The organism is Streptomyces mangrovisoli (assembly GCF_000974985.2).
Taxonomy (GTDB): domain Bacteria; phylum Actinomycetota; class Actinomycetes; order Streptomycetales; family Streptomycetaceae; genus Streptomyces; species Streptomyces mangrovisoli.
Window position 1 is genome coordinate 20,825 of record NZ_LAVA02000035.1, and the last position, 25,304, is coordinate 46,128.

Sequence of the window (25,304 nt, forward strand, 5' to 3'; positions counted from 1 at the left end):
GATGTTACGGCCACACCAGGCAGTACGGCTGGTGTCCCGCCTCGTGCAGGCGGTGGCTGAAGTCCTGCCATTCGTGCAGCAACTGGTACACGTCGAACGCGTCGCGCGGGCCGCCGCGGTCGGGGACCGTGGACCAGATGAACGCCGCCGCGCCGACGGCCTCCTCGCCTATGCCGCGCAGCGGGTCGACGACCGTCATCGGGAGCTTCACGACCGCGTAGTCGGGGTGCAGGACGACCAGTTCCAGCGGCGGGACCTTGTGCAGGGGGACGCCTTCGATGCCGGTGAGGACCATCGCGGCCATCGTCTCCGGCTTGATCTTGGTGAACATGCCGTTCATGCCGAGCTCGTCGCCGCCGAGTTCCTCGGGGCGCATCGAGATCGGCACGCGGGCCGCGGTCGCACCGTCCGGCGCGCCGAAGTATTTGTATGTCACCCCCACCCGACCACCATTCCTGCTCCCCGCCCGGAGGCGCTCGGTCCGGCTCAGCCGGTCGATCCGCTCGGACTCCGTCTGTGCCTGATGTGCTTCGGCCGCCTCTTCGGCGCCGCGTCGGTGCTTCCCCCGCTGGGCACGTCGAGGGCCCAGGTCGTCGGTGCCCTCGCCCAGTCCGCCACCGCGATGCATATCTCCACCCGACTGCTTTTCTAGGACGCAAGGCCCCGGCCGCGCAACCCGATCATCGTGTCAGTGACCTCCCCCACGGCCGCTCGCCGAAACGTGCGGGCCATAACAGCCGGAGGCTTCTTCCCTTCACGGATCACTACGGCCCGCGGGGGCTTTCCGTATCAGCTCCCGGCCGGACTCTGTGTATCACCTCCCAGTTTCGCAGATGGCGGGGGGCTCTCCACCGGTTTGCCGCCGGGGCGGTGGGCCCGTGGTGGGCCGGGCACCTGGCCTACCCTGAGGTGGACACCCAGCAACCGGAGCCCGATCAACCCCCGAGCAGTCGGAGAAGCCGCAGGTCATGAGCGAAATGCCCTATTCATACGACGCGCCTGTCTCGCAGGCCCTGTTCGACCGCGCGGCCGCCGTCACACCGGGTGGTGTGAACTCCCCGGTGCGCGCCTTCCGCGCGGTGGGCGGCACGCCCCGCTTCATGGTGTCGGGCAGTGGCCCCTACCTGACGGACGCCGACGGACGCGAGTACGTCGACCTCGTCTGCTCCTGGGGACCCATGATCCTCGGGCACTCCCACCCCGAGGTCATCGCCGCCGTCCAGGAGGCCGTCGCGCGCGGCACCTCCTTCGGCACGCCAGGCGAGGGCGAGGTCGCGCTCGCCGAGGAGATCGTCGCCCGGGTCGAGCCCGTGGAGCAGGTGCGCCTGGTCAGCAGCGGCACCGAGGCCACCATGTCGGCCATCCGGCTGGCCCGCGGCTTCACCCGCCGCACCAAGGTCGTCAAGTTCGCCGGCTGCTACCACGGGCACGTCGACTCGCTGCTCGCCGCGGCCGGCTCCGGCGTCGCCACCTTCGCGCTGCCCGACACCCCCGGCGTCACCGGCGCCCAGGCCGGCGACACCATCGTGCTGCCGTACAACGACCTGGAGGCGGTGCACGAGGCGTTCCACCGGCACCCGGGGGAGATCGCCTGCGTGATCACCGAGGCGTCGCCGGGCAACATGGGCGTCGTACCGCCGCTGCCCGGTTTCAACCAGGGCCTGAAGGACGCCTGCGCGCAGAACGGCGCGCTCTACATCTCCGACGAGGTGATGACCGGCTTCCGCACCAGCAGGGCCGGCTGGTACGGCGTGGACGGCGTGCGGCCCGACCTGATGACCTTCGGCAAGGTCATGGGCGGCGGCTTCCCCGCCGCGGCCTTCGGCGGCCGCGCCGACGTGATGGGGCACCTCGCCCCCGCGGGCCCCGTCTACCAGGCGGGCACGCTCTCCGGGAACCCGGTCGCCACCGCCGCGGGCCTGGCCCAGCTGCGGCTGCTCGACGACGCCGCCTACGTCACGATCGACGCGGTGTCCGAGCAGATCCGCACGCTGGTCGGCGAGGCGCTGTCGAAGGAGGGCGTCGCGCACACCGTGCAGAGCGCCTCCAACATGTTCTCGGTGTTCTTCACCGACCGCCCGGTGCGCACCTACGAGGACGCCAAGGCGCAGGAGTCCTTCCGCTTCACCGCGTTCTTCCACTCGCTCCTCGCGAACGGCGTCTACCTGCCGCCGTCGTCGTTCGAGTCGTGGTTCGTCTCCACGGCCCACGACGAGCGCGCCCTCCAGAAGATCGCCGACGCCCTCCCGGCGGCGGCCCGAGCCGCCGCGGAGGCCACGGCAGCATGAGCAGCAACAGCAGCAGCGCGGGCCAGGACATCACCGTCGTCCACCTGATGCGGCACGGCGAGGTCGACAACCCGGGCGGGGTGCTCTACGGCCGGCTGCCCGGCTACCACCTGTCCGAGCTCGGCCGGCAGATGGCCGACCGGGTCGCCGAGCACCTCGCCTCCCGCGATGTGACGTACGCGGTCGCCTCCCCGCTGGAGCGGGCGCAGGAGACCGCCACGCCCATCGCCAAGGCGCACGGGCTCGACCTCGACTCCGACGAGCGGCTGATCGAGGCGGACAACATCTTCCAGGGCAAGACGTTCGGCGTGGGCGACGGCGCCCTGCGCAAGCCGGCCAACTGGAAGCACCTCGTCAACCCGTTCAAGCCGTCGTGGGGCGAGCCCTACGTCGACATCGTGGTCCGCATGAAGGGCGCGCTGGACGCGGCCCGCGACAAGGCCCGCGGGCACGAGGCGGTGCTGGTCAGCCATCAGCTGCCGATCTGGATCGTGCGGTCGTACGTCGAGCGGCGGCGGCTGTGGCACGACCCGCGCAAGCGGGAGTGCACCCTCGCCTCGCTGACCACGTTCACCTACCGGGGCGACCGGATCGTCTCGGTCGGCTACACGGAGCCCGCCCGCGACCTCGTCCCGGCCCACCTCCTCGCCGGCGCCAAGCCGGCCAAGGGCGGCGGCAAGGCGTTCGGGGCCTGACGGCACGGCGCCCGGAGCCCGACAACAAAAGGCTGACCTGGAAATACGTACCCGTGTGCGGAACCTCCCCCGTCGTCGCGACCTCTCAGTGGGTGAACACCCAAGGACGTGACGATCGGGGGAGCCATGCGCAGGCTGACGCGAAGGGGAATGCTCGGGCTCGGCGCGGGCGCCGCGGCCGCCGCCGGACTCGCCGGATGCGGCACCCAGCCCGCCTCCGGCACCTCGGACCCCCGGCGCCGCCCGCCGGGCGCCACCGCGTCCGGCAAGGCGCCGCGCCCCGCGGAGCATCTCGCCCGCCCGCTCGGTGACGGCTCGACCTCGTACACCGGCGCCCAGCCGTTCCAGCCGGACCGGCCCGAACCGCTGGAGCCGGGCCAGATGCCGCCGCAGTTCGTCGTCTTCTCCTGGGACGGCGCGGGCGAGGTCGGCACCGGCCTCTTCCCCCGCTTCCTCGACCTCGCCAAGCGGCACGAGGCGCACATGACGTTCTTCCTCTCCGGGCTGTATCTGCTGCCCGAGTCGAAGAAGCGGCTCTACGACCCCCCGAACAACCCGCGCGGCGCCTCCGACATCGGCTACCTCACCGACGAGCACGTCAGGGCGACCCTGGGCAACGTCCGCCGGGCCTGGCTGGAGGGCCACGAGATAGGCACCCACTTCAACGGGCACTTCTGCGGCGGCTACGGCTCGGTCGCGAACTGGACGCCCCGCCAGTGGCGCAGCGAGATAGACCAGGCCAAGTCCTTCGTGAAGGAGTGGCGCACCCACACCGGCTGGAGCGACCTGCCCGCGCTGCCCTTCGACTACGACAAGGAACTCGTCGGCGGCCGTACGCCCTGCCTGCTCGGCCAGGACAACCTGCTGCCCACCGCCCGCTCGCTCGGCTGGCGCTACGACGCCTCCTCGCCGGGCGGCCGCCAGGTCTGGCCGGACCGGCGGCAGGGCGTGTGGGATCTGCCGCTCCAGCAGATACCGTTCCCCGGCCGTTCCTTCGAGGTGCTGTCGATGGACTACAACATGCTCGCCAACCAGTCGGTCTCCACCACCCGGGCGCCCGCCCACAACTACCCGGGCTGGCGCACCCAGTCCACCCAGGCGTACATAGCGGGATTCCAGCGGGCATACGAGACGAACCGGGCACCCTTCTTCGTCGGCAACCACTTCGAGCAGTGGAACGGCGGCATCTACATGGACGCCGTGGAGCAGGCGTTCACGCACATCGCCCGTGAGCGTGACAAGGGCGGGGACGTACGGCTGGTCTCCTTCCGGCAGTTCGTCGACTGGCTCGACGTGCAGCGGCCGGAGGTGCTGGCGCGGCTGCGCACGCTGGACGTGGGGCAGCGGCCGCCCGGCGGCTGGCGGGCCTTCACCAAGGGCGCCACGGACACCCCGACCGGCACCGCCCACGCCGCCTGAGATGCGGCGTACGCCCGGCGAGGGGGGTGCGCAAGATCCCCAGAACGGGCATGCGAAACTTTTCACATGAGTGCCGCCACCCGCGCCCCCCTGCGCTCGAACCGTCCCGTCCGCCGCGCCGCCCTGCTCGCCGCAGGTGCCGCGGCCGCCGCGCTGACCCTGTCCGCGTGCGGCTCGGGCGGCACCTCGGGCGGGGGCGGCGACACCGGCTTCGTCACCGGCAACAACGGCATCGACACGGTCGCCCAGGGCAAGCGCACGGCCGCCCCCGACCTCTCGGGCAGGACGATCGACGGCGGCACCCTCGACGTCGCCTCCTACAAGGGCAAGGTCGTCGTGGTCAACGTCTGGGGCTCCTGGTGCAGCCCGTGCCGCGCCGAGGGACCCAACTTCGCGAAGGTCTCCAAGGAGTACGCCGACCAGGGCGTGCAGTTCGTCGGCATCAACACCCGCGACACCAGCACCACCCCGGCCCGCAACTTCGAGAAGCAGCAGGGCATCACGTACCCGAGCCTGTACGACCCGACGGGCAAGCTGATGCTCCGCTTCCAGAAGGGCACGCTGAACCCGCAGCTGATCCCCTCCACGCTCGTCATCGACCGGGACGGGAAGATCGCCGCGCGGGCGCTCCAGGCGCTCAGCGAGGAGAACCTGGTCAAGATGATCAAGCCGGTCCTCGCGGAGAAGTGACGTGAGCGCGCTTCTCACGCTCGCCGCGGAGACGGGCCGCAACGAGACGGTCTTCAGCGGCGCCCTGCTGCTCGCCCTGCCGGTCGCCGTGCTCGGCGGCCTGGTCTCGTTCTTCTCCCCGTGCGTGCTGCCCCTGGTCCCCGGCTACCTGTCCTATGTGACCGGAGTCACCGGCACCGACCTCGCGGACGCCCGGCGCGGCCGCATGGTGGCCGGCGCCTCCCTGTTCGTGCTGGGCTTCACCGCCGTGTTCGTCTCCGGCGGCGCCCTGTTCGGCTACTTCGGCGCCACGCTCCAGGAGCAGCAGTCGACGCTGTCCAAGGTGCTCGGCGTGCTGATGATCCTGCTGGGCGTCTTCTTCATGGGCATGATGCCCTGGCTGACCCAGCGTGAGTTCCGCTTCCACCGCCGCCCGGTCGCGGGGCTCGCCGGAGCACCGCTGCTCGGGGCGCTGTTCGGGATCGGCTGGACGCCCTGCATCGGCCCGACCCTCGCCTCCGTCAACGCCCTCGCGATGAACCAGTCGAGCGCCGGTCGCGGCGCCCTGCTGACCGTCGCCTACTGTGTGGGACTGGGCGTTCCGTTCGTGCTCGCCGCCGTCGCCTTCCGCAAGGCGCTCGGCGCGTTCGGCTGGGTCAAGCGCCACTACGTCTGGGTCATGCGCATCGGCGGCACGATGATGATCGTGACCGGTGTGCTCCTGCTGACGGGCGCCTGGGACCGCCTGGTGCAGGAGATGCAGACCTGGTCCAACGGCTTCACTGTGGGGATCTGATCGATGAGCGAGACCACTACCGACAACTCCCCGGCCGGGTCCGAGGACCAGGACCTCGGCGCCGCCGGGTCCCAGCTCTCCACCGCCCCGCAGGAGGAGTTCTCCCAGCCGGTCGGCATCGGCGTCATCGGCTGGGCGCGCTGGTTCTGGCGGCAGCTCACCTCGATGCGCGTCGCGCTGATCCTGCTCCTGCTGCTCTCGCTGGGCGCGATCCCCGGATCGCTGATCCCGCAGAACGGCAACGACGACGCCAAGGTCGCCGCCTTCACCAAGGCGCACCACACCCTCGCGCCGGTCTACGACAAGCTCGGCCTGTTCCACGTCTACACGTCGGTGTGGTTCTCGGCCATCTACATCCTGCTGTTCGTCTCCCTCATCGGCTGCATCGTGCCCCGCAGCTGGCAGTTCGTCGGCCAGCTCCGCGGCCGCCCGCCGGGCGCCCCCGGGCGGCTGACCCGGCTGCCCGCCTACACCACCTGGCGCACCGACGCCGCCCCCGAGGAGGTCCGCGCGGCGGCCCTCGCCCTGCTGCGGCGGCGCCGCTTCCGCGCCCATGAGGTGGGCGACGCGGTGGCGGGCGAGAAGGGCTATCTGCGCGAGTTCGGCAACCTGGCCTTCCACCTGGCGCTGATCGTGCTGCTGACCGCCTTCGCCTGGGGCCAGCTGTACAAGTCGGACGGCAACAAGCTCGTGGTGGAGGGCGACGGCTTCGCCAACACCATCACGCAGTACGACGACTTCAAGTCCGGCAGCCTCTTCACCACCGACGACCTCCAGCCCTTCAGCTTCGACCTGAAGGACTTCAAGGGCACCTACGAGCTGACCGGCCCCAACCGCGGCACCGCGCGCACCTTCCAGGCGAAGATCACCTACAGCGTGGGCGCCTACGGCAAGAACAAGTCGACCACCATCAAGGTCAACGAGCCCCTGCACATCGGCGACTCGAAGGTCTACCTGGTCAGCCACGGCTACGCGCCCGTCGTCACCGTCCGCGACGGCAAGGGCAAGGTCGTCTACCACGACGCCGTGCCGCTGCTGCCGCTCGACGGCAACGTCACCTCCAACGGCGTCGTCAAGGTGATGGACGGCTACAAGGACGCCCAGGGCAAGCTCGAGCAGCTCGGCATCAGCGCGTTCTTCCTGCCGACCTACGGCGGCGGCGCCAATGTGATGTCGACGTTCCCCGCGCTGCTGAACCCGGTCCTCAACCTGGCGCCGTACCACGGCGACCTCGGGGTCGACTCGGGCATCCCGCAGAGCGTGTACCAGCTCGACAAGACCCACATGACGGCCTACAAGGACGCCAAGGGCCAGCAGCTGCGCAAGAACCTCAAGCCCGGGCAGACCATGCAGCTGCCGAACGGGGCCGGCTCGGTCACCTTCGACAGCGTCAAGGAGTGGGCCGGCTTCGAGGTCGTCCAGGAGCCCGGCAGCGGCTGGGCGCTGGGCGGGGCGATCGCCGCGATCCTCGGCCTCGCCGGTTCGCTGTTCATCCAGCGCCGCCGGGTCTGGGTGCGCGCCGTGCGCGGTGCCGACGGCGTCACGGTCGTCGAGATGGCCGGGCTCGGCCGCAGCGAGTCCGCCACGGTCCCCGAGGAGCTGGGCGACCTCGCGAACATCCTCTACGACCAGGCGCCCGGGGCCAGTGACCCCGCCGACGACCCTTCACCATCCCCCGACCCCGAAGTCGTCTCTGCCGAAGGGACTGAGCAGTGACTCTCGCCGCCGCAACCGAACTGGCCGCCGCGACCAACGAACACCTCGCGAGCATCAGCAACACGCTGATCTACTCCTCGATGGCCGTCTACACCCTGGCCTTCTTCGCCTACATCGCGGAATGGCTCCTCGGCAGCCGCTCCAAGGTCGCCCGCACGGCCGCCGCGCTCACCGCCGACGGTGCGAAGAAGGCCCAGGCGCCCGCGGTCACCGTGAAGAAGAAGGGCGGCACCACTGTCCTGGAACGGCCCCAGGTCGTCGTCCGGTCCACGTCCGGCGCGCGGGACGTGCCGGACGGCCCCGGCGCCCACGGCGGTGACGAGCAGGGCGACCTCTACGGCCGGATCGCGGTCTCCCTCACCGTGCTCGCCTTCCTCGTGGAGCTGGCCGGCGTCGTTGCCCGCGCGGCCTCCGTGGAGCGGGCGCCGTGGGGCAACATGTACGAGTTCAACATCACCTTCTCCACGGTCGCCGTCGCGGTGTACCTCGTGCTGCTCGCGCTGAAGAAGAACATCCGCTGGCTCGGCCTGTTCCTGATCACGACCGTGCTGCTCGACCTCGGCCTCGCGGTCACCGTGCTGTACACCGCGAGCGACCAGCTGGTGCCCGCGCTGCACTCGTACTGGCTGTACATCCACGTCTCCACCGCGATCTTCTGCGGTGCCGTCTTCTACGTGGGCGCGGTCGCCACGATCCTCTACCTGTTCAAGGACGCGTACGAGAACAAGCTGGTCAGCGGCGGCAAGCCCGGCGCCTTCGCCACCTCGGTGCTGGAGCGGCTGCCCGCCTCCGCCTCGCTCGACAAGTTCGCCTACCGGATCAACGCGGCCGTTTTCCCGCTGTGGACGTTCACGATCATCGCGGGCGCGATCTGGGCGGGCGACGCCTGGGGCCGCTACTGGAACTGGGACCCCAAGGAGACCTGGTCCTTCATCACCTGGGTGGCCTACGCCTGCTACCTGCACGCCCGCGCCACGGCCGGCTGGAAGGGCCGCAAGGCCGCCTACCTCGCGATGATCGCGTTCGCCTGCTGGCTGTTCAACTACTACGGCGTCAACATCTTCGTCACCGGCAAGCACTCCTACGCGGGCGTCTGATCCACGCTGTCCACCCAGGGCGCGGGCGCCGGGCCCGCGCCGCCGCCCGGGGCGTCCCACACGTGCGGACCGCCCCGGCACGGGTCACGCTGGTGTCATGACCGGATCGATCGAGCAGGACACCAGCCAGACCCACGGCAACACCCGCATCCTGCACTTCCTCGTCCGGCTGCCCCGCTCCATGGAGACGGTCTGGTCCGCGGTCTCCACCCCCGCCGGGCTCGCCGCCTGGTTCACCCCCGCCGAGGTGCTGGAGCCCCGGCTCGGCGGCGCGGTCGCCCTGCGCGGCCTCGGCAGCGGCGAGATCACCGCGTGGGACGTGGACCGGATCGCCGAGTACACGCTCGACGACGGCGGCCGCATCCGCTTCCATCTGGAGCGCGACGGCGACGGCGGCACCGCCCTGCGCTTCACCCACGAGTTCCAGGGCGAGGGGGAGTCGGAACAGGGCTGGCGGACCCGCTTCGAGCAACTGATCGACCTGCTGGCGAGACCGGAGTCCTAGGACCGGGCAGCGCGGGCACGTCGCCGAACCGCCCCGCCGCCACCGACAGGATCACGTCCCGCAGCCGCTCCACGTACAGCCGCATGTTCTTCCGGGCGGTGTCCGTGTCCGGGTAGCGGCTCGCGAACCACAGCCCCTCGTGCAGCCGGTTCACCCACGCGCACACCTGGTCGCCGTACGACACCCGGACCAGGCCGTACACCTTCAGCTCGGCCCACCGCGCGGACGCGGGCAGCGCGCGGGCGTCGACGTACGACACGATCGAGTACAGGTCCGGCGAGGTCGGACGGAAGTCCGTGCCGAGCAGCCGCAGCACCCGGGCCAGCGGCATCCGCGCCATCGTCCGGTTCGCCTGGAGCTGGGCCCGCACCGCCGCGAGCGCCGCCGGCAGATCGGGCGCGGCCGGCACCTCGATCGGCGCCCCGCCCACGTACCAGCCCACCGACTCCGACCAGCGCGACTTCACCCGGGTGTGGAACGGCACCACCGTGCGGTACACCGGATCGCCGCCGATCCCGTGCAGCACCAGGCTGGTGGCGGCCAGCACGCCCACCAGGCTGCCGCCGTAGGGACGGCAGTACGCCTCGAACGCGGCCGCCGCGTCCGCGTCCACCAGCATCTCGCCCATCAGCCGCTGCTCCGGCAGCGGGCCGTCCGGCGCCAGGCCCAGATCCAGCGGGAAGCCCGGCAGCCGCCCGTCGCAGCGCCGGATGAACTCCCGCCAGCGGTCCACCACCGCGTGCCCGTCGTCGACCTTGTCCGCGTCCGCCCGCTCCAGCTCGCAGAAGTCGACGTAACTGGCGACCGGCGGCAGCTCGGCGGGACCGCCCGCCGCGTACGCCGTGTACAGCTCGTGGATCTCGGCGGGCAGCCGGAAGATCGAGTAGGAGTCGACGTTGCTGTGGTCGAAGGCGAGATACACGCTGGTGCAGTCGTCCCGCACCACCGCCGCGTAGAGGAAGTTGGGCCAGCCCAGCGCGTCCGCCGCCACGTCGAAGCGGCCCTGGAGGTGGCGCACCAGCTCCGCCGGGTCGGTGAAGTCGCCCACCACCTCGCGGCGCAGCGACACCGCGTCCGGGCCGAGCGTGAAGCGCCGCATCTCGTCGCCCGACCAGCGGAAGCCGCTGCGCAGCGTCTCGTGGCGCAGCGTCCAGCCGACGAGCGCCCCCTCCAGCGCGTCCAGGTCGACCGGGCCGGGGATGTCGAACGACGTGCCCAGCCAGGTCGGCACGAACAGGCCGTCCTCGCGCACCGACCGGGCGGTCCTGATGTGCGACTCCTGGATGTAGGCGGGGGGCCGGGAGTCCTCGGGCAGCCGCGCGGCGGCGGCGACGGCGGCCGGACTGAGCGACCACTCCACGAGCCTGCCCGGCCGGACCTCGCAGTGCTGGATGTCGGTCACGCGCACGAGGCGACTCCGTTCACAGGGGGAGAAGGCCGCGGAGGAAAAAGGCCCGATCCAGGCAACAGCCCCCGCGCCCCCGACCACACGGGTGCACCGGCCGATTCATCGGATCGAGTGCCCGCCCGTCAACGGATCGGGTGGCCCTGCGAACGGGGGCACGATCTCCGGGACCGCCGGGCCCGCATCATCCGACCGTGATCGAGTCCAGCTTCTGCCGCAGATAGACGTGCGAGTCGACCGGCTCGTACGCCACCCGGCCGACCGGCGCGGGCACCGACTCCACGCGGGTGCCGGGGGTGCACTCGCCGAAGTACACCAGCGACATCAGCTCCTCGGCGGGCGCGTCGGCGGGCGGCGGCAGCACCCGGTGCCGGCCCGAGCGCCAGCGGTCGCCGGTCCAGCGGGCCATCAGATCGCCGATGTTGACGGTGAACGCGTCCGCCGCGAACGGCGCGTCCTGCCATCCGCCGTCGTCCGTGAAGACCTGGAGGCCGCCCTTGCCGGCCTGCCGGTCCAGGATCGTCACCGTGCCGAAGTCGGTGTGCGGGCCGATCCGGAACTGGCCCGGCAGCGGCTGCCCGATGGTCTCGGTGCCCGGATACCAGTTGATGTTGAAGCCGTACGTCGGATGCTCCATGTGCCGGCTGAAGAAGTCCGGTTCCAGCCCGAGGGCCTCACCGAGCAGCCCGAGGAGTTGCCGCTCCAGGGCCGCCATCGCCGCGAGGTACTCCTCGCACAGGGTGCGCAGCGCGGGCGTCTCGGCCGGCCACACGTTGGGCGCGTACCACTCGGCGTTGACCACCGGGTCCGCGAACGGCTCGTCCGTCGCGAAGGTCAGCGACTCCTTCAGGTCGGGCGGGGTCTCGGTGCCCTCGGCGTAGCCGTTGGCCTCCGCGCCCGGCCCGAGCCAGCCGCGGCCGCCGACCTTCGCCTCGTACGCCCGCTTCACCCCGGCGGGCAGCAGGAAGAACTCCCGCGCCGCCCGCCGGATGCCCGCGCGCAGCCCCGGGTCGACCCCGTGCCCGGTGACCAGCAGGAACCCGGCGCGCCGCAGGGCCTCGTCGACGGTCCGCGCGATCCCGGCGCGGTCCTCGGGCCCGCCGTGCAGCCAGGGGCCCAGGTCGATCGTCGGGACAGGGGTCTCACTCACCGATGTCCTCGTTCCACAGTGCCGGGTTCGCTTCGATGAAGTCGCGCATCAGGGCGGTGCATTCGGCGTCCTCCAGCAGCACGACCTCGACGCCGTGCGCGGCGAGCCAGTCGTGGCCGCCGTGGAAGGTGACCGCCTCGCCGACCACCACCCGGGAGATGCCGAACTGGCGGACCAGCCCCGAGCAGTACCAGCAGGGGGAGAGGGTCGTCACCATCGTCGTGCCGCGGTAGCCGGGCCGCCGGCCCGCCGCCCGGAACGCCGCCGTCTCCGCGTGCATCGTCGGGTCGCCGTCCTGCACCCGCCGGTTGTGACCGCGGCCGAGGAGGGTGCCGTCGGCGCCGTAGAGCGCGGCGCCGATCGGGATGCCGCCCTCGGCCAGCCCGGCGCGGGCCTCCTCGACGGCGGTCGCGAGCCAGGCGCCTGCCCGGCGCACATCCAGTGGTTCCACGTGTCCTGCCCCTTCCTGCCGCTGCCGCGGGTCAGCCCGTCGGGGTGTTCACTCGCAGGAGGAGCTTGCCCGTGGTGGTGCGGGTGTCCATCAGGCGGTGCGCCTCCGAGGCCTCCTCCAGGGGGAACTCGGCGGTCACCGGGAGGGTCACCGTACCGTCGAGCGCCTTCGCGAAGGCCCGGTCGGTGAGCTCGCGCAGCGCGGTCGGGTCGCTCTGGGCCAGGTTGAGGATCGAGAAACCGGCGACGGACAGGGCGAGCGGATACAGCTCGGGCTGGCCCACCGTCCACGCCGCCTCGCCGCTCGCGTTGCCGTACGACACCAGACGGCCCCAGCGGGCCAGCGACGCGAGGCTCGCGCGGAGCGTGGCGCCGCCCACCGGGTCCAGCGCCAGATCGACGCCCCGGCCGCCGGTCGCCTCGCGCACCGCCTGCCCGAAGTCGCCGGTGAACACCTCGTCGTAGCCGTGCGCGCGGGCGTGGGCCGCCTTGGCCGCGCTCGACACCACGCCGTACACCGCCGAGGCGCCCGCCGCCCGCGCCAACTGGCCGACGGCCGTGCCCACCCCGCCCGCCGCGCTCTGCACCAGCACCGTCTCGCCGGGCTGGAGGCGGCCCACGGTGTGCACGAGCGCGTACGCCGTCGGCAGCACGGACGGCAGGGTCGCCCCGGTGCGCAGGTCCACGCCGTCCGGCAGCGGGAAGACGGTCGCCGCGTCGGCCACCACCACGTCCGCGTACGCCCCGCTCTGCACGAGCGCGGCCACCTCCTGGCCGACGGCCGGACCGGTCACGCCCGCGCCGAGCGCCCGCACCCGGCCGGAGACCTCCAGGCCGGGCACGAACGGCAGCTCCGGCACCCGGTAGCCCTCCGCACGCGCCTTGAGGTCGGCGAAGTTGACCCCCGTCCAGGCGACGTCGACGCTCACCTGGCCGGGTCCCGGCGCGGGCACCGGAGCCTCCACCACCTTCAGGACCTCGGGACCGCCGTACTCCTGGAACTCGACCGCGCGCATGGCGCCACCTTCCCGCCGCAACAGCATGACGGAGGGTCAACACGCCTGCACCCGGGCTCACTTCCCCCCAGGTGGGGCGGGGTCAGCCGTCGGAGTCCTCGCCGCTCTCCCGCCGCCGCAGCTCCTCCTCGCGGCGGCGCAGGTCCGCCTCCCACTGGCGCAGCCGCGTCTCGTCCCCGGCGTCGCCCGGGGGAAGGGCGTCGCCCGCGGGCTTGTCGTCGGCCGCGGGCTTCGGCCCGCCGAGCGACTTCAGGAACTCGGGGTTGTCGTCGGGCGCCACCCAGACGGCGGCCGGCTCGCGGCGGCCCGGGGCGGCGGCACCGAAGGACGCGGTACCGGGGGAGGCGGGGCCGGGCGTGGTGCCGTCCGCGGGCGCGCGGCGCACCTTGCCGGCCAGCAGCCAGGCCACCGGCCCGACCAGCACCTCGCCGAAGAGCAGGATGACGATCACCCAGATCACCTTGGGCAGCCCGCGCACCTCTTCCTCGGGGGTGTTCAGACAGTCCACGAAGGCATAGATCCACAGCGCCAGGACCAGCAGATACGGCAGATAGCTGAGCACGGCCGGGCGATCCCCCAGAAGAGAGCGACGGGGCGTTGCACGGCCCCGGTGACCGGGCCAGGGTAGCGGCTGTCAGATACTGGGACACATGGCTTACGACGATCTTCGCTCCCTGCTCAGGGCACTGGAGCGCGAGGGCGACCTCAAGCGCATCAAGGCCGAGGTCGACCCGTACCTGGAGGTCGGTGAGATCGTCGACCGGGTGCAGAAGGCGGGCGGTCCCGCGCTGCTCTTCGAGAACGTCAAGGGCTCGGCGATGCCCCTCGCGATGAACGTCTTCGGCACCGACCGCCGGCTCCTGAAGGCGCTCGGCCTGAAGTCGTACGCCGACATCTCGGACAAGATCGGCGGGCTGCTGCGCCCCGAGCTGCCGCACGGCTTCGTCGGCGTGCGCGAGGCGTTCGGCAAGCTCGGCGCGATGGCCCATGTGCCGCCGAAGAAGGTGAAGGACGCACCCGTGCACGAGGTCGTCCTGCAGGGCGACGACGTCGACCTCGACGCGCTGCCCGCCCTGTTCACCTGGCCGCAGGACGGCGGCTCCTTCTTCAACCTGGGCCTGACCCACACCAAGGACCCCGAGAGCGGCATCCGCAACCTCGGTCTGTACCGGCTCCAGCGCCACGACCGGCGCACCATCGGCATGCACTGGCAGATCCACAAGGACAGCCGCAACCACTACCAGGTCGCGGCGCGGCGCGGCGAGCGGCTGCCGGTGGCGATCGCCTTCGGCTGCCCGCCCGCGGTGACCTACGCCTCCACCGCGCCGCTGCCCGGCGACATCGACGAGTACCTGTTCGCGGGGTTCATCGCGGGCAAGCGGATCGAGATGGTCGACTGCAAGACGGTCCCGCTCCAGGTCCCGGCCAACGCCGAGGTGGTCCTGGAGGGCTGGCTGGAGCCCGGCGAGATGCTCCCCGAGGGACCCTTCGGCGACCACACCGGTTTCTACACCCCGCAGGAGCCGTTCCCGGCGCTGACCATCGACTGCGTGACCATGCGCAGGCGCCCGCTGCTCCAGTCGATCGTGGTCGGCCGGCCCCCGACGGAGGACGGCCCGCTGGGCCGCGCGACGGAGCGTTTCTTCCTGCCGCTGCTGAAGATCATCGTCCCGGACATCGTGGACTACCACCTGCCCGAGGCCGGCGGCTTCCACAACTGTGCGATCGTCTCGATCGACAAGAAGTACCCCAAGCACGCGCAGAAGGTGATGCACGCGGTCTGGGGGGCACACATGATGTCGCTGACGAAGCTGATCGTGGTGGTGGACTCCGACTGCGACGTGCACGATCTCCACGAGGTCGCGTGGCGGGCGCTCGGCAACACCGACTACGCACGTGACCTGAGCATCGTCGAGGGGCCCGTCGACCACCTCGACCACGCCTCCTACCAGCAGTTCTGGGGCGGCAAGGCGGGAATCGACGCGACCCGCAAGTGGCCCGAGGAGGGCTACACGCGGGACGGCGGATGGCCCGAGATGGTGCTGTCCGACCCCGATACGGCGGCGAAGGTCGACCGCCGGTGGAAGGAGTACGGCCTGTGAGCAGCGCCTCCGCCGCGATCCCGCAGCCGGGACGCACCAAGGCCTTCCTGCGCCTGGTGATGATCGAGCACTCGGTCTTCGCGCTGCCCTTCGCCTACATCGCCGCGCTGACCGCGATGTACGAGTGGGACCACAACATCCACTGGGGCAAGCTGCTGCTGGTGACGATCTGCATGGTCGGCCTGCGCACCTTCGCCATGGCGGTCAACCGGATCATCGACCGGGAGATCGACGCGCGGAACCCGAGGACCGCCCACCGCGAGCTGGTCACCGGCGCGATGTCGGTGAAGCACGCCTGGACCGGCGCCCTGATCGCCGTCGTGGTCTTCCTCGGCTCCGCCGCCCTGCTGAACCCGCTGTGCCTTGCGCTGGCGCCGGTCGCGGTGATCCCGATGGTGGTCTACCCCTACGGCAAGCGGTTCACGAACTTCCCGCAGGCCATCCTGGGTCTCGCCCAGGCGATGGGCCCGATCGGCGCCTGGATCGCGATCACCGGCACCTGGTCCTGGGACGCGGTGATCCTCGGTCTCGCCGTCGGCATCTGGATCGGCGGCTTCGACCTGATCTACGCGTGCCAGGACGTGACGACCGACCGGGAGATCGGTGTGCGCTCGGTGCCGGCCCGGTTCGGCATCCCCGCCGCGATCCGGGGGGCGCGCGTCTGCCACGCCGTGACCACGGCCCTGTTCGTCTGGTACGGCCTGGCGACCGACGCGGGTGCCTTCTTCTGGCTCGGCGTGCTGATCGTCGCGGGCGCCTTCCTCTACGAGCACTCCATCGTGCGGCCGCACGACCTGTCCCGGCTCAACCGGGCCTTCTTCCAGGTCAACGGCTTCATCGGGATCGCCCTGTTCGGGTGCGCCCTGCTGGATCTGCTGGTCCGCGGGCTCACGCTCTGACGGCGGGCGCCCCCGCCCTCACGCTCTGACGGCGGGCGCGCCCGCCGGGGGCCGCCGGAAGAGGAAGGCGGCGGCGACGCCCGCGACCAGGCCGACCAGATGGGCCTGCCAGCTGACGTGGGTCTGGGTGGGCGCCAGCCCGAGCAGCATGGAGCCGCCCCAGACCGCGCCGACGAGCAGGCCGACCAGCACGCCGAGCGGCCGTCGCTCCACGAAGCCGGAGACGAGCAGGAAGCCGAACAGTCCGAAGATCAGACCGGAGGCGCCCGCGGTGTTGGTGTGCGCCGGGGATATCAGCCACACACCCAGTCCGTCCGCGACGATGACCAGCGCGCAGACCGCGGCGAACCGGCGCAGCCCGCCGAGCGCCGCGAGGAAGCCCATGACCAGCAGCGGCACGGAGTTGGCGGCCACATGACCGAAGCCGAAGTGGATGAACGCGGCCGGTACGACGTCGATCAGCTCGGACGGTTCGCGCGGCACGATGCCCAACGAGTCCAGCGCGTGCCCGCTGACCGAGTCGACGACCTCCAGCAGCCACAGCAGCGCCACCCAGCCGGTCATCAGCTTGGCCGCGGCCTTCGCGCGCGCTCCGGTGGACCACTCCAGATCCGTGCCCATGGCATCCCCCGATTCCTGACCCGTCCCGTCCTGGCAACGGCCGGGCCCCTCGACCCGTTCCCGTCGCGCGGCGCCGGATAGGCTCGGTGTCGTGAACCCAGCCAAGCCAGGAGACGCGGCGCGTACGCCTTGGATCGTAGGGGTGTCCGGCGCCTCCGGCACTCCGTATGCGGCCTCGGTGCTGCGTGCGCTGATCGCCGCCGGTGAGAGTGTCGACCTGGTGGTCAGCCGGGCCTCGCGGCTCACCCTGCTCGACGAGACCGGCATCTCCTACCGCGACGCGCACTGGCGGGACGACCTCGGCGAGTGGCTGTCGCGGGGCGCCGACGGCAAGCCCGGCACGTTCGCGGTGGACCTCGCGGACGTACGGCACTGGAGCGCGGGCGACCTGGCCGCGGGGCCGTCCTCGGGGTCGTACCCGAGCAAGGGCATGATCATCGTGCCCGCCTCCACCGCCTGTGTGGCCGGGGTGGCGCTCGGGCTGTCCAAGGACCTGCTCCAGCGGACGGCGAGCGTGACCCTCAAGGAGCGCCGCCCGCTGGTCGTGGCCGTCCGGGAGACCCCGCTGAACGGGCAGACGCTGCGTCACCTGGTCACGCTGGACGACGCGGGCGCCGCCGTGGTGCCCGCCTCGCCGGGCTTCTACGCCGGGGCCACCCACATCCAGGACCTCGTGGACTTCGTCGCCGGCCGGGTGCTGGACGCGGCGGGCGTCGCGCACGGGCTGTACCGGCGCTGGGCGGGCGAGCTGGGCGGCGGGGGCCGTACCGGCTGAGCGGCGGGCGGATCCGCGCACCCCGGCAGCAGTACCACGCAGCACGCATCACCTCATCTTCTCGAGAACTCTTCAGCGGAAGGCTTCGATCGCATGGACGCGGTGGACAGGCAGCTCATCCAGGCCCTGAGGGAGAACGGCCGGGCCTCGTACGCGGAGCTGGGGCGCCTCGTCGGCCTGTCGGGACCCAGCGTCACCGACCGCATCAACCGGCTGGAGGCGGCCGGTGTCATCACCGGCTACCGGGCCACCGTGGACGCCGCCTCGCTCGGTCTCGGGGTGACCGCGCTGATCGGCATCTCGCTCTCCGACGCCGCCGACCACGAGGACGTGGCGCGCCGGCTCAAGGACCTGTCCGAGATCGAGGACTGCTGGTTCATCGCCGGCGACGACTCGTTCATGCTCAAGGTGCGGGCCGCGGACGTGGACGGCCTGGAGAAGATCATCCGGCGCCTCTCGGGGACCAAGGGCGTCTCCCGGACCCGTACCACCATCGTGCTCTCCACCAAGTGGGAGAACCGCGTGGGCGGGCTGCCCGAGGAGGAGTGAGTCCGGCCCGGCCCCGGTCGCCCCGCGGGACGACCTGGGCCGGGGGGTACGGTTGGGTCACATTCCGTTGAAAGGTGTTGGCATGGACGTCGGGCTCAAGCGCGAGCTGGAGGAGAAGGTCCGCTCCGGTGAGCGGCTGTCCCGTGAGGACGGCATCGCGCTGTACGAGTCGGACGACCTGGCCTGGCTCGGCGGGCTCGCGCACGAGGTGCGCACCCGCAAGAACGGTGACGTGGTCCACTTCAACGTCAACCGGCACCTCAACATGACCAACGTGTGCACGGCGTCCTGCGCCTACTGCTCCTTCCAGCGCAAGCCCGGGGAGAAGGACGCGTACACGATGCGCATCGAGGAGGCGGTGAAGCTCGCCAAGGCGATGGAGTCGGACAACCTGACCGAATTGCACATCGTCAACGGGCTGCACCCGAACCTGCCGTGGCGCTACTACCCGCGCTCGCTGCGGGAGCTGAAGGCCGCCCTGCCGGGCGTCTCCCTGAAGGCGTTCACCGCGACCGAGATCCACCACTTCGAGACGATCTCCGGCCTCACCGCGTCGGAGATCCTCGACGAGCTGATCGACGCCGGTCTGGAGTCGCTGACCGGCGGCGGCGCGGAGATCTTCGACTGGGAGGTCCGCCAGCACATCGTGGACCACCGCACCCACTGGGAGGACTGGTCGCGCATCCACCGGCTGGCCCACGAGAAGGGTCTGAAGACCCCGGCCACCATGCTCTACGGCCACATCGAGGAGCCGCGCCACCGCGTGGACCACGTGCTGCGGCTGCGTGAGCTCCAGGACGAGACCGGCGGCTTCCAGGTCTTCATCCCGCTGCGCTACCAGCACGACTTCGTGGACATGAAGGACGGCAAGGTCCGCAACCGGCTCCAGGCCCGCACCACCATGGCGACGGGCGCCGAGTCGCTGAAGACCTTCGCGGTCTCCCGGCTGCTGTTCGACAACGTGCCCCACGTCAAGGTGTTCTGGGTGATGCACGGCATCCAGACCGCGCAGCTCGCCCTCCAGCACGGCGCGGACGACATGGACGGCTCGGTGGTCGAGTACAAGATCACCCACGACGCGGACAACTTCGGCACGCCGAACAAGCTGACCCGCGACGACCTGCTCGACCTCATCCGCGACGCCGGCTTCCGCCCGGTGGAGCGCAACACGCGGTACGAGATCATCCGCGAGTACGACGGCGCGGACCCGCTGCGCCGGGAGTCGCCGCAGCCGATGCGGGTGTGACCTGCGGGCGGCCCCCGGGTCGGGGTAAGAGGTAATAGGTACACTTCCCTTGTGCCTCTTACCTTCACCCTCGATCCCGCCGTGACCCCCGACCTGCGCGACGGCGTCCTCGACCTGTGGACGGACGTGTCCAACGCCGGCGGCTCGGTCGGCTTCGTGCCGCCGGTGCACCGCGAGGACGTCCGCCCCGAGCTGGTGAAACACCTGGTCGCCATGGCCGAGGGCCGCACCCGGCTGCTGGTCGGGCAGGACGGGGACGGACGGGTCGCCGCGACGGCGTTCCTCACCCTCAACACCCACCGCCTGATGGGCCACTGGCTGTGGCTCTACACGGTGATGGTCCACCCGCGTCACCAGGGCAAGGGCTACGGCCGCGACCTGCTCGCCGCGGCCGAGCGGGCCGCCCGCGGCATCGACGGCATCGAGGCGATACGGCTGACCTGCCGCGGCGGCGGCGGTCTTGAGCGGTTCTACGGCTCCTGCGGCTACAAGGAGGTCGGCCGCGTCCCCGGTGCCATCCGGGTCGCGCCCGGCGACGACCGCGACGACGTGTTCATGCTGCTGCCGCTGGACTGAGCCCCCCTGCCAAGATCGGCTTTCCTCCGTGCTTCACTGGACGGTGCCATTTGGCAATGTTCGTACCCATGGACCGGAAGAGTGGATTGAGATGCTCCGCTACACGCTGAAGCGCCTGGGGATCCTGGTGGGCTGCCTCGTGGTCGTCTGGGGCCTCGTCTACCTCGGGATCGCGCCGCGCGGCCTCGGCGACTCCAACGGCCTGTGGATCATCCTGTTGTCCCTCGTCATCTCCGCCCCGATCAGCTTCGTGGCGCTGCGCGGCGAGCGGGACCGGGCCTCCGTGCAGATCGTGCAGCGGGTCGACCGGATGAAGGCCAACATCGAGGCCAGCCGCAGCCAGGAGGACGACGCCGTGGACGCCGCCCGGGCCGACACCGCCGCCCCCGCGGAGCAGTCCGCCCCCGCGGAGCACCCGGCCGGCTGATCCGGCCGCTCCGGCCCCGCCGTGCCCGCCGCCTCCGGCCCCGGGTGGTCCTCCGTGAACCGGGCCGGTCGGTTTCCGGGCCGGGGCGCTCCCGGGCCCAACTAGGCTTGCCCCCATGGGTGCCGTGAAGACCAAGCGGATGCCGCGCGCGGTGCGGGAGCAGCAGATGCTCGACGCCGCCGTGCGGATCTTCGGCCAACGGGGGTACATGGCGGCCTCGATGGACGAGATCGCCGAACTGGCGGGCGTCTCGAAGCCGCTGGTCTATCTGTACCTGAACTCCAAGGAAGACCTCTTCACCGCCTGCATCCGCCGTGAGGCGTCGGCGCTGACCGAGGCGGTCCGGCGCGGGGTGCGGCAGGGGCCTTCCGCCGACCGGCAGCTGTGGGACGGGCTGCTGGCCTTCTTCACGCACACGGCGCGGCACCCGGACGGCTGGTCCGTGCTGCACCTCCAGGCCCGCACGCACGGCGAGCCGTTCGCCGCCGAGGTGACCGCGATGCGCGAGGAGATCGTCGCGTTCGTCACCGAGCTGATCGCGGTCGCGGCCCGTGACGCGCACCGCGACCCGCATCTGCCCGAGCGTGAGGTCGCCGGGCTCGCCGAGGCGCTGGTCGGCGCCGCCGAGTCGCTCGCCGCCTGGGCCAACGCCACTCCGGGCGTCACGGCGCGGCAGGCGGCGGCGACCCTCATGAACTTCGCCTGGGCGGGCCTCGGCGACCTGATGGAGAACCGCCCCTGGCCGGTGCCGCCGGTGTCCTCGGCGGATGGGGACTGAAGGGTCGCTCCCCGGGGCCTTGTCCGCCGGACCTGCCCCCAATGCGGCGCCCCACCCGCCCTCCACGCGGCGCCCCACCGGCTCTACGCGGCGCCCCACCCGCCCTACGCGGCGCCCCACTTCCGCAGCGCCGGGGCCACCCGCTGGTAGCCCACCTTGTACAGCGACGCGGCACCCCGACGGGCCACCCGGCGCACCGCGGTCCTGACCCGGCCGGGGTCGCCGGACTCCAGCGGGACCGGCAGCGGGCGGCCCCGCTCGTCCAGCCCGTGGCGCTCCAGCAGCCCGCCCAGATAGATCCCGGCGCGCCCCGGCGTGTAGTACGGCCGCAGCGGCGGCAGCGGGCCCGCGGCGCGCAGCGCGGCGATCCGGGCGCGGGCCGCGGCGTACGGGTCGGTCTTGCCGAGGCCCTGCGCGGCCGTCCACTCGGGGCGGGGCCGGGGCAGCGCGCCCGCGTCGAGGTCGTCCCAGGACGCCAGGCAGCCGGAGTGGATGAAGTAGTGGTTGCCGTGTGCCTCGCGGACCCCGAAGTCGGTGAGGATGGCGGTCGGGATGCCCCGGTGCATGGACTCCAGGGCGGCCGTGGAGCTGACCGTCACCAGCAGGTCGGTACGGTCGAGCACCTCGCCCATGTTGCCGTAGACCAGCTCCAGGTTGGGCGGGGCGGGCTCGGCGAGCTCCTCGACCAGCAACTGGTAGGGGTCGGCCTCGACATGGGTGGTGTGCTCGCCGGGCAGGCTGCGCAGCTTGATGAGCACCTGCCGGTCCGGGTGCAGCCGGGCGTGGCGCGCGGCCCGCTCCAGCAGCTTCAGCCGGGCGGCCTTGCCCTTGGGCACGGAGGGCTGGATGGCGAAGGTGAGGGTGAACGGACGGTCGGTGGACGGCTGGTAGGGGTCGCCGTCGAGGAACGGCAGCGCGCATTCCACCACCGACCGCGGGTCCACGCCGATGCTCTCGAAGGCGGCGCCGAACCGGGCGGCGTCGTAGGCCGAGTTGGCGAGGACGAGGTCGCTGCCCGCGCGGGTCATGAGGCCGTCGACCATCTTCTCGTAGACCACGCCGACGTATCCGGTGACGGTGATCGGCCGCACGGCCCGCCCCTCCCAGGCGAGGCCGAGACTGTGCGTGAGGGCGAGGACGGTGCCGCCGGAGAGGGCGAACACCACGACGTCCGCGTCCGCGAGCTGCTGGTCGTCGACGAGGTCGGCGGCGCGCAGCTCCCGGCGGGTGTCCGGCACGATGCCGATCTCTTCGAGCTGCCGCTCGGTGGGGGTGGAGCGGCCGACTACGAAGACCGCGTCCAGGGCGTGGGCGGGGGCGAGCCTGCGGGCCACTGAGGCACCCCACTTCCAGCGGGTGTCCGAGTCGGCGAGCACGGCGATGCGTCGGGGTCTGGGAGGCATGGCGGGACGTTAGAAACCGCATCTGAGAGCCGGATGAGCGACGGCTGGTCCTTGCGCGGAAATTCTGGGTGCGGGCTGTGGGGTGGGGTGGGCGGTCCGGGACGAACGGGGTAATTCCGGCCGTTCTCGAACGGTCAAGTCATGAGAAGTTCCATAGGAGTTCATGTTGATGGCGGCCCGGACCGGGCATGCTCAGAGGCTGCGCCGCTCGCATCGAAACCCCAAGCGGGGCTGCTGCTCATACTCGCCTGCGAGCCGTGGGGGCCTTTCGCGCAGTTCCCCGCGCCCCTTTCGGGGGCCGCTCGCAGCCGTGCCCCCGAAAGGGGCGCGGGGAACTGCGCGATCAGCCCCACTCGGCCGCAGATCTACAGGGGCGCGGGGAACTGTGCGAAAGGGGTCAGGGGGTGATCGTCGCGCGGAGGTGGACGCGGTCCTCGGGGCCGCGCAGTTCGAACCGCCCCGGCACCGCCGTATACGCCACCACCCCCGGCAACAGCACCGGCGCCCGGAACTCCGCCCGCACACACACCCGTTCCCCCGTACCGTGCGCCGCCAGGCAGCGCGCCAGCGTCCACATGCCGTGCGCGACGGTCCGCGGAAAGCCGAAGAGCCGGGCGGTGAGTGGATGCAGATGGATCGGGTTGAGATCCCCGGACGCGGCACCGTAGCGCCGCCCGACGTCCCCGCCCGGCCGCCACTCGTCGAGGACCGGCAACGGCGGCCCGGACGCCCAAGGATCGGCGGCCCGTGGCTCCGCCTCCGGCCGTTCACCCGCGCTCCGGTGCCGCGCCAGATAGGTGCTCGTCGACTCCCATACGACACCCCCGCCGTCCCGCGCCTCCGTGACGACGGTGGCCTCGGTGCCCCGCCGGTGCGGTGCCAGCCCCGCCACCCGCACCGCGAGTTCGTACGTCCCCTCCGCCGGAAGGGCCCGGTGCCGGGTGACGGTGATGGACGTGTGCACCAGACCGAGCAGCGGCAGCGGAAAGTCCCGGCCGCTCATCAGCCGCATGGCCAGCGGGAAGCCCAGTACGTGCGGATAGGTGACCGGCAGCGTCGTCGACCCGGCAAAGCCGCACACCCGCTCGTAGGCGGCCAGCCGGGCCGGGTCGGCGCGCACCCCGGGCAGCACCAGGCGGGTGCGCGGGAAGGCGGCGTCGGGCGCGGGCCGTTTGAAGGGGGACCGCAGGGCGCCCGCCGCGAGCGCGGGGCCGAGCGCGGGGGAGCCGGTGAGCACGACGGCGGCGGGCATCAGGCCCCCAGCAGGCTCTGGCCGCAGACCCGCACGACCTGGCCGTTGACCGCGCCGGAGGCGGGGTGCGCGAGCCAGGCGGTGGTCTCGGCGACGTCCTGCGGCAGCCCGCCCTGCCCGAGCGAGTTCATCCGGCGGCCGGCCTCGCGGAGGAACAGCGGGATCGCGGCGGTCATCCGCGTCTCGACGAACCCGGGCGCGACCGCGTTCACGGTGACCCCGTGCTCGGCCAGGGCGCGCGGCGCGAGCGAGCGGACCAGGCCGACGACGCCCGCCTTGCTCGCGCCGTAGTTGGTCTGCCCGGCGTTGCCCGCGATCCCCGCGATGGACGCGGTCGCCACGATCCGGCCGCCGGGGCGCAGGGTGCCCGCCGCGAGCAGCGCGTCGGTGGTGCGCAGCACGCTGCCCAGGTTGACGTCCAGCACCGAACTCCAGCGTTCGGCGGGCATGTTGACCAGGCGGCGGTCCCGGGTGATGCCCGCGTTGTGGATCAGCACGTCCAGCCCGTCGGGCAGCGCCGCGGCGATCCGGGCCCCGGCGTCGGGCGCCGTGATGTCGAGGGCGAGGGCGCTGCCGCCGAGCCGTTCGGCGACCGCGCGGGCGTCGCTCTCGGCGGCCGGGACGTCCAGGACGACGACCCGGGCGCCCTGCTCGGCGAGGGTGGCCGCGACCGCCTCGCCGATACCGCGGGCGCCGCCCGTGACGAGGGCGGTACGGCCGTGCAGCGGGTGGTCCGGGTCCTCGGGCGGGGCGGCCGGGCCGCCGGGAGCGTCGCCCGCGCCGACCTCGATCACCTGGCCGCTGACGTACGCCGACCGGGGCGAGAGCAGGAAGCGGAGGGTGGACCCGGCGGCGGCCGCGTCGGTGAGCCGCACCAGGTTCACCGTCCTGCCCCGCCCGATCTCCTTGCCGAGTGAGCGCACGAAGCCCTCCAACGCCTGCTGCGCGGCGGCCTGGTGGTGGTCCGCGGGGTCGGCGGGCGAGCCGAGGACGACGACCCGGCCGCTCACCGCGATCGACCGCACCACCGGATGCAGGGCCGCGTGCACCTCGGCCAGCGTGTCGAGGTCACGCACGCCGGTGGCGTCGAGCACCACGGCGGCGGGGCTCCCGGCGTCCGCGGAAAGGCCGGACGCGGCCGAGGAGCCGGGCGCGGCGAGTGAGCCGGACGCGGCCGACGAGCCCGTCCCGGCCGGCAGGCCGGTGCCCGCGAGGACCGGCGCCAGGTCGAGGTCCGACTTCCCGGCCGTGAGCTGGAGCAACGGGCCGTCGAGCGTGGGCCGCGCGCGTGACCAGCGGTGCAGTGCCGCCGGCTGGGGCAGCCCCAGCCGCCCGGTGAGGAACCGGCCGGGCGCGGTGCCGGTGAAACGCAGATATCGGTCCGCCATTGTCCCACTCCCAGTTCACCAATAACTTACTCTGAAGTAAGGTTACCGGAGGTAAGTCTAGGTGAAGGGTGAGGAGCAGGTC

The 25,304-nt window shown here is 72.0% G+C and carries 26 protein-coding genes; 16 read left to right on the forward strand and 10 right to left on the reverse strand.

Annotated features, from left to right (window positions below; translation table 11 throughout):
- Positions 1-4 precede the first annotated feature (4 nt).
- Positions 5-442 carry a hypothetical protein gene (locus WN71_RS16440; RefSeq protein ID WP_046586046.1) on the reverse strand — a complete coding sequence of 146 codons (438 nt, stop codon included), beginning with the start codon at positions 440-442 and terminating at the stop codon, positions 5-7.
- Between the two features lie 526 nt (positions 443-968).
- Between WN71_RS16440 and hemL the strand changes: the two genes are divergently transcribed.
- The 8 genes from hemL to WN71_RS16480 all read left to right on the forward strand — a co-directional run bounded on the left by hemL (position 969) and on the right by WN71_RS16480 (position 9,185).
- A complete protein-coding gene (gene hemL, locus WN71_RS16445; RefSeq protein ID WP_046586044.1) occupies positions 969-2,288 on the forward strand; it encodes a glutamate-1-semialdehyde 2,1-aminomutase in 1,320 nt (439 codons plus the stop codon).
- On the forward strand, positions 2,285-2,983 hold the full coding sequence (locus WN71_RS16450; RefSeq protein WP_046586042.1) for a histidine phosphatase family protein: 699 nt from the start codon (positions 2,285-2,287) through the stop codon (positions 2,981-2,983). Before hemL ends, WN71_RS16450 begins: the two co-directional genes overlap by 4 nt.
- A gap of 126 nt (positions 2,984-3,109) precedes the next feature.
- On the forward strand, positions 3,110-4,402 hold the full coding sequence (locus WN71_RS16455) for a polysaccharide deacetylase family protein (RefSeq protein ID WP_079177902.1): 1,293 nt from the start codon (positions 3,110-3,112) through the stop codon (positions 4,400-4,402).
- Between the two features lie 66 nt (positions 4,403-4,468).
- Positions 4,469-5,092 carry a TlpA family protein disulfide reductase gene (locus WN71_RS16460; protein WP_046586036.1) on the forward strand — a complete coding sequence of 208 codons (624 nt, stop codon included), beginning with the start codon at positions 4,469-4,471 and terminating at the stop codon, positions 5,090-5,092.
- A 1-nt stretch (position 5,093) separates the two neighbouring features.
- Positions 5,094-5,867, forward strand: coding sequence for a cytochrome c biogenesis CcdA family protein (locus WN71_RS16465; protein WP_046586034.1), 774 nt, complete (start codon positions 5,094-5,096; stop codon positions 5,865-5,867).
- Positions 5,868-5,870: 3 nt separating this feature from the next.
- A complete protein-coding gene (gene resB / locus WN71_RS16470) occupies positions 5,871-7,583 on the forward strand; it encodes a cytochrome c biogenesis protein ResB (RefSeq protein ID WP_046586032.1) in 1,713 nt (570 codons plus the stop codon).
- Positions 7,580-8,680 (forward strand): c-type cytochrome biogenesis protein CcsB, encoded by a 1,101-nt coding sequence (ccsB, locus tag WN71_RS16475; protein ID WP_046586030.1) that lies wholly within the window; start codon positions 7,580-7,582, stop codon positions 8,678-8,680. The genes resB and ccsB overlap by 4 nt, the downstream gene beginning before the upstream one ends.
- A 97-nt stretch (positions 8,681-8,777) precedes the next feature.
- Positions 8,778-9,185, forward strand: a complete 408-nt coding sequence (locus WN71_RS16480; protein WP_046586028.1) for an SRPBCC domain-containing protein — start codon at positions 8,778-8,780, stop codon at positions 9,183-9,185.
- On the opposite strand, the gene WN71_RS16485 is transcribed toward WN71_RS16480, so the two are convergent.
- From WN71_RS16485 to WN71_RS16505, 5 genes are all read right to left on the reverse strand, one after another.
- Positions 9,091-10,593: a condensation domain-containing protein gene (locus WN71_RS16485; protein ID WP_079177903.1), complete on the reverse strand. Its 1,503-nt coding sequence runs from the start codon at positions 10,591-10,593 to the stop codon at positions 9,091-9,093. The genes WN71_RS16480 and WN71_RS16485 overlap by 95 nt on opposite strands.
- A gap of 181 nt (positions 10,594-10,774) precedes the next feature.
- Positions 10,775-11,740: an isopenicillin N synthase family dioxygenase gene (locus WN71_RS16490; RefSeq protein WP_046586025.1), complete on the reverse strand. Its 966-nt coding sequence runs from the start codon at positions 11,738-11,740 to the stop codon at positions 10,775-10,777.
- Positions 11,733-12,191, reverse strand: a complete 459-nt coding sequence (locus tag WN71_RS16495) for a nucleoside deaminase (protein ID WP_046586023.1) — start codon at positions 12,189-12,191, stop codon at positions 11,733-11,735. The genes WN71_RS16490 and WN71_RS16495 overlap by 8 nt, the downstream gene beginning before the upstream one ends.
- A gap of 31 nt (positions 12,192-12,222) precedes the next feature.
- On the reverse strand, positions 12,223-13,206 hold the full coding sequence (locus tag WN71_RS16500) for a quinone oxidoreductase family protein (protein WP_046586021.1): 984 nt from the start codon (positions 13,204-13,206) through the stop codon (positions 12,223-12,225).
- An 82-nt stretch (positions 13,207-13,288) separates the two neighbouring features.
- Entirely contained in the window at positions 13,289-13,768 is a 480-nt protein-coding gene (locus WN71_RS16505; protein ID WP_046586019.1) for a PLD nuclease N-terminal domain-containing protein, read from the reverse strand.
- Positions 13,769-13,856: 88 nt separating this feature from the next.
- On the opposite strand from WN71_RS16505, the gene WN71_RS16510 reads away from it, so the two are divergent.
- A complete protein-coding gene (locus WN71_RS16510; RefSeq protein WP_046586017.1) occupies positions 13,857-15,308 on the forward strand; it encodes a menaquinone biosynthesis decarboxylase in 1,452 nt (483 codons plus the stop codon).
- Positions 15,305-16,207, forward strand: a complete 903-nt coding sequence (mqnP, locus tag WN71_RS16515) for a menaquinone biosynthesis prenyltransferase MqnP (RefSeq protein ID WP_046586015.1) — start codon at positions 15,305-15,307, stop codon at positions 16,205-16,207. The genes WN71_RS16510 and mqnP overlap by 4 nt, the downstream gene beginning before the upstream one ends.
- An 18-nt stretch (positions 16,208-16,225) precedes the next feature.
- On the opposite strand, the gene WN71_RS16520 is transcribed toward mqnP, so the two are convergent.
- Positions 16,226-16,828, reverse strand: a complete 603-nt coding sequence (locus WN71_RS16520; protein ID WP_046586013.1) for a rhomboid family intramembrane serine protease — start codon at positions 16,826-16,828, stop codon at positions 16,226-16,228.
- A 91-nt stretch (positions 16,829-16,919) separates the two neighbouring features.
- On the opposite strand from WN71_RS16520, the gene WN71_RS16525 reads away from it, so the two are divergent.
- The 6 genes from WN71_RS16525 to WN71_RS16550 all read left to right on the forward strand — a co-directional run bounded on the left by WN71_RS16525 (position 16,920) and on the right by WN71_RS16550 (position 21,179).
- Positions 16,920-17,603, forward strand: coding sequence for a UbiX family flavin prenyltransferase (locus WN71_RS16525; RefSeq protein WP_079177904.1), 684 nt, complete (start codon positions 16,920-16,922; stop codon positions 17,601-17,603).
- A gap of 93 nt (positions 17,604-17,696) precedes the next feature.
- Positions 17,697-18,152, forward strand: coding sequence for an Lrp/AsnC family transcriptional regulator (locus WN71_RS16530; RefSeq protein WP_046586009.1), 456 nt, complete (start codon positions 17,697-17,699; stop codon positions 18,150-18,152).
- 82 nt (positions 18,153-18,234) lie between these two features.
- The gene (gene mqnE, locus WN71_RS16535; RefSeq protein WP_046586007.1) at positions 18,235-19,398 is read left to right on the forward strand and encodes an aminofutalosine synthase MqnE; all 1,164 of its coding nucleotides are present in this window, start codon (positions 18,235-18,237) and stop codon (positions 19,396-19,398) included.
- 51 nt (positions 19,399-19,449) lie between these two features.
- Positions 19,450-19,974, forward strand: a complete 525-nt coding sequence (locus tag WN71_RS16540; protein WP_046586005.1) for a GNAT family N-acetyltransferase — start codon at positions 19,450-19,452, stop codon at positions 19,972-19,974.
- A gap of 91 nt (positions 19,975-20,065) precedes the next feature.
- Positions 20,066-20,401 (forward strand): DUF4229 domain-containing protein, encoded by a 336-nt coding sequence (locus tag WN71_RS16545; protein WP_046586003.1) that lies wholly within the window; start codon positions 20,066-20,068, stop codon positions 20,399-20,401.
- 115 nt (positions 20,402-20,516) lie between these two features.
- Entirely contained in the window at positions 20,517-21,179 is a 663-nt protein-coding gene (locus WN71_RS16550) for a TetR/AcrR family transcriptional regulator (RefSeq protein ID WP_046586000.1), read from the forward strand.
- Between the two features lie 104 nt (positions 21,180-21,283).
- Here the strand turns inward: WN71_RS16550 and WN71_RS16555 are convergent, their stop codons facing one another.
- The 3 genes from WN71_RS16555 to WN71_RS16565 form a co-directional block, all read right to left on the reverse strand.
- A complete protein-coding gene (locus tag WN71_RS16555) occupies positions 21,284-22,582 on the reverse strand; it encodes a DUF6716 putative glycosyltransferase (protein ID WP_079177905.1) in 1,299 nt (432 codons plus the stop codon).
- Between the two features lie 397 nt (positions 22,583-22,979).
- Positions 22,980-23,834 carry a MaoC family dehydratase gene (locus tag WN71_RS16560; protein ID WP_046585995.1) on the reverse strand — a complete coding sequence of 285 codons (855 nt, stop codon included), beginning with the start codon at positions 23,832-23,834 and terminating at the stop codon, positions 22,980-22,982.
- Positions 23,834-25,222 (reverse strand): 3-oxoacyl-ACP reductase, encoded by a 1,389-nt coding sequence (locus WN71_RS16565; protein WP_046585993.1) that lies wholly within the window; start codon positions 25,220-25,222, stop codon positions 23,834-23,836. Before WN71_RS16565 ends, WN71_RS16560 begins: the two co-directional genes overlap by 1 nt.
- Positions 25,223-25,304 lie beyond the last annotated feature (82 nt).

Bases quoted from the DNA above. Each gene is read 5' to 3' on its own strand.
- WN71_RS16555 (WP_079177905.1), bottom strand. From the start codon at position 22,582: ATGCCTCCCAGACCCCGACGCATCGCCGTGCTCGCCGACTCGGACACC.
- WN71_RS16560 (WP_046585995.1), bottom strand. From the start codon at position 23,834: ATGCCCGCCGCCGTCGTGCTCACCGGCTCCCCCGCGCTCGGCCCCGCG.
- WN71_RS16550 (WP_046586000.1), top strand. From the start codon at position 20,517: ATGGGTGCCGTGAAGACCAAGCGGATGCCGCGCGCGGTGCGGGAGCAG.
- resB (WP_046586032.1), top strand. From the start codon at position 5,871: ATGAGCGAGACCACTACCGACAACTCCCCGGCCGGGTCCGAGGACCAG.
- WN71_RS16510 (WP_046586017.1), top strand. From the start codon at position 13,857: ATGGCTTACGACGATCTTCGCTCCCTGCTCAGGGCACTGGAGCGCGAG.
- WN71_RS16500 (WP_046586021.1), bottom strand. From the start codon at position 13,206: ATGCGCGCGGTCGAGTTCCAGGAGTACGGCGGTCCCGAGGTCCTGAAG.
- WN71_RS16565 (WP_046585993.1), bottom strand. From the start codon at position 25,222: ATGGCGGACCGATATCTGCGTTTCACCGGCACCGCGCCCGGCCGGTTC.
- WN71_RS16545 (WP_046586003.1), top strand. From the start codon at position 20,066: ATGCTCCGCTACACGCTGAAGCGCCTGGGGATCCTGGTGGGCTGCCTC.
- WN71_RS16455 (WP_079177902.1), top strand. From the start codon at position 3,110: ATGCGCAGGCTGACGCGAAGGGGAATGCTCGGGCTCGGCGCGGGCGCC.
- WN71_RS16480 (WP_046586028.1), top strand. From the start codon at position 8,778: ATGACCGGATCGATCGAGCAGGACACCAGCCAGACCCACGGCAACACC.
- WN71_RS16520 (WP_046586013.1), bottom strand. From the start codon at position 16,828: ATGGGCACGGATCTGGAGTGGTCCACCGGAGCGCGCGCGAAGGCCGCG.
- mqnE (WP_046586007.1), top strand. From the start codon at position 18,235: ATGGACGTCGGGCTCAAGCGCGAGCTGGAGGAGAAGGTCCGCTCCGGT.
- WN71_RS16460 (WP_046586036.1), top strand. From the start codon at position 4,469: ATGAGTGCCGCCACCCGCGCCCCCCTGCGCTCGAACCGTCCCGTCCGC.
- WN71_RS16450 (WP_046586042.1), top strand. From the start codon at position 2,285: ATGAGCAGCAACAGCAGCAGCGCGGGCCAGGACATCACCGTCGTCCAC.
- hemL (WP_046586044.1), top strand. From the start codon at position 969: ATGAGCGAAATGCCCTATTCATACGACGCGCCTGTCTCGCAGGCCCTG.
- WN71_RS16530 (WP_046586009.1), top strand. From the start codon at position 17,697: ATGGACGCGGTGGACAGGCAGCTCATCCAGGCCCTGAGGGAGAACGGC.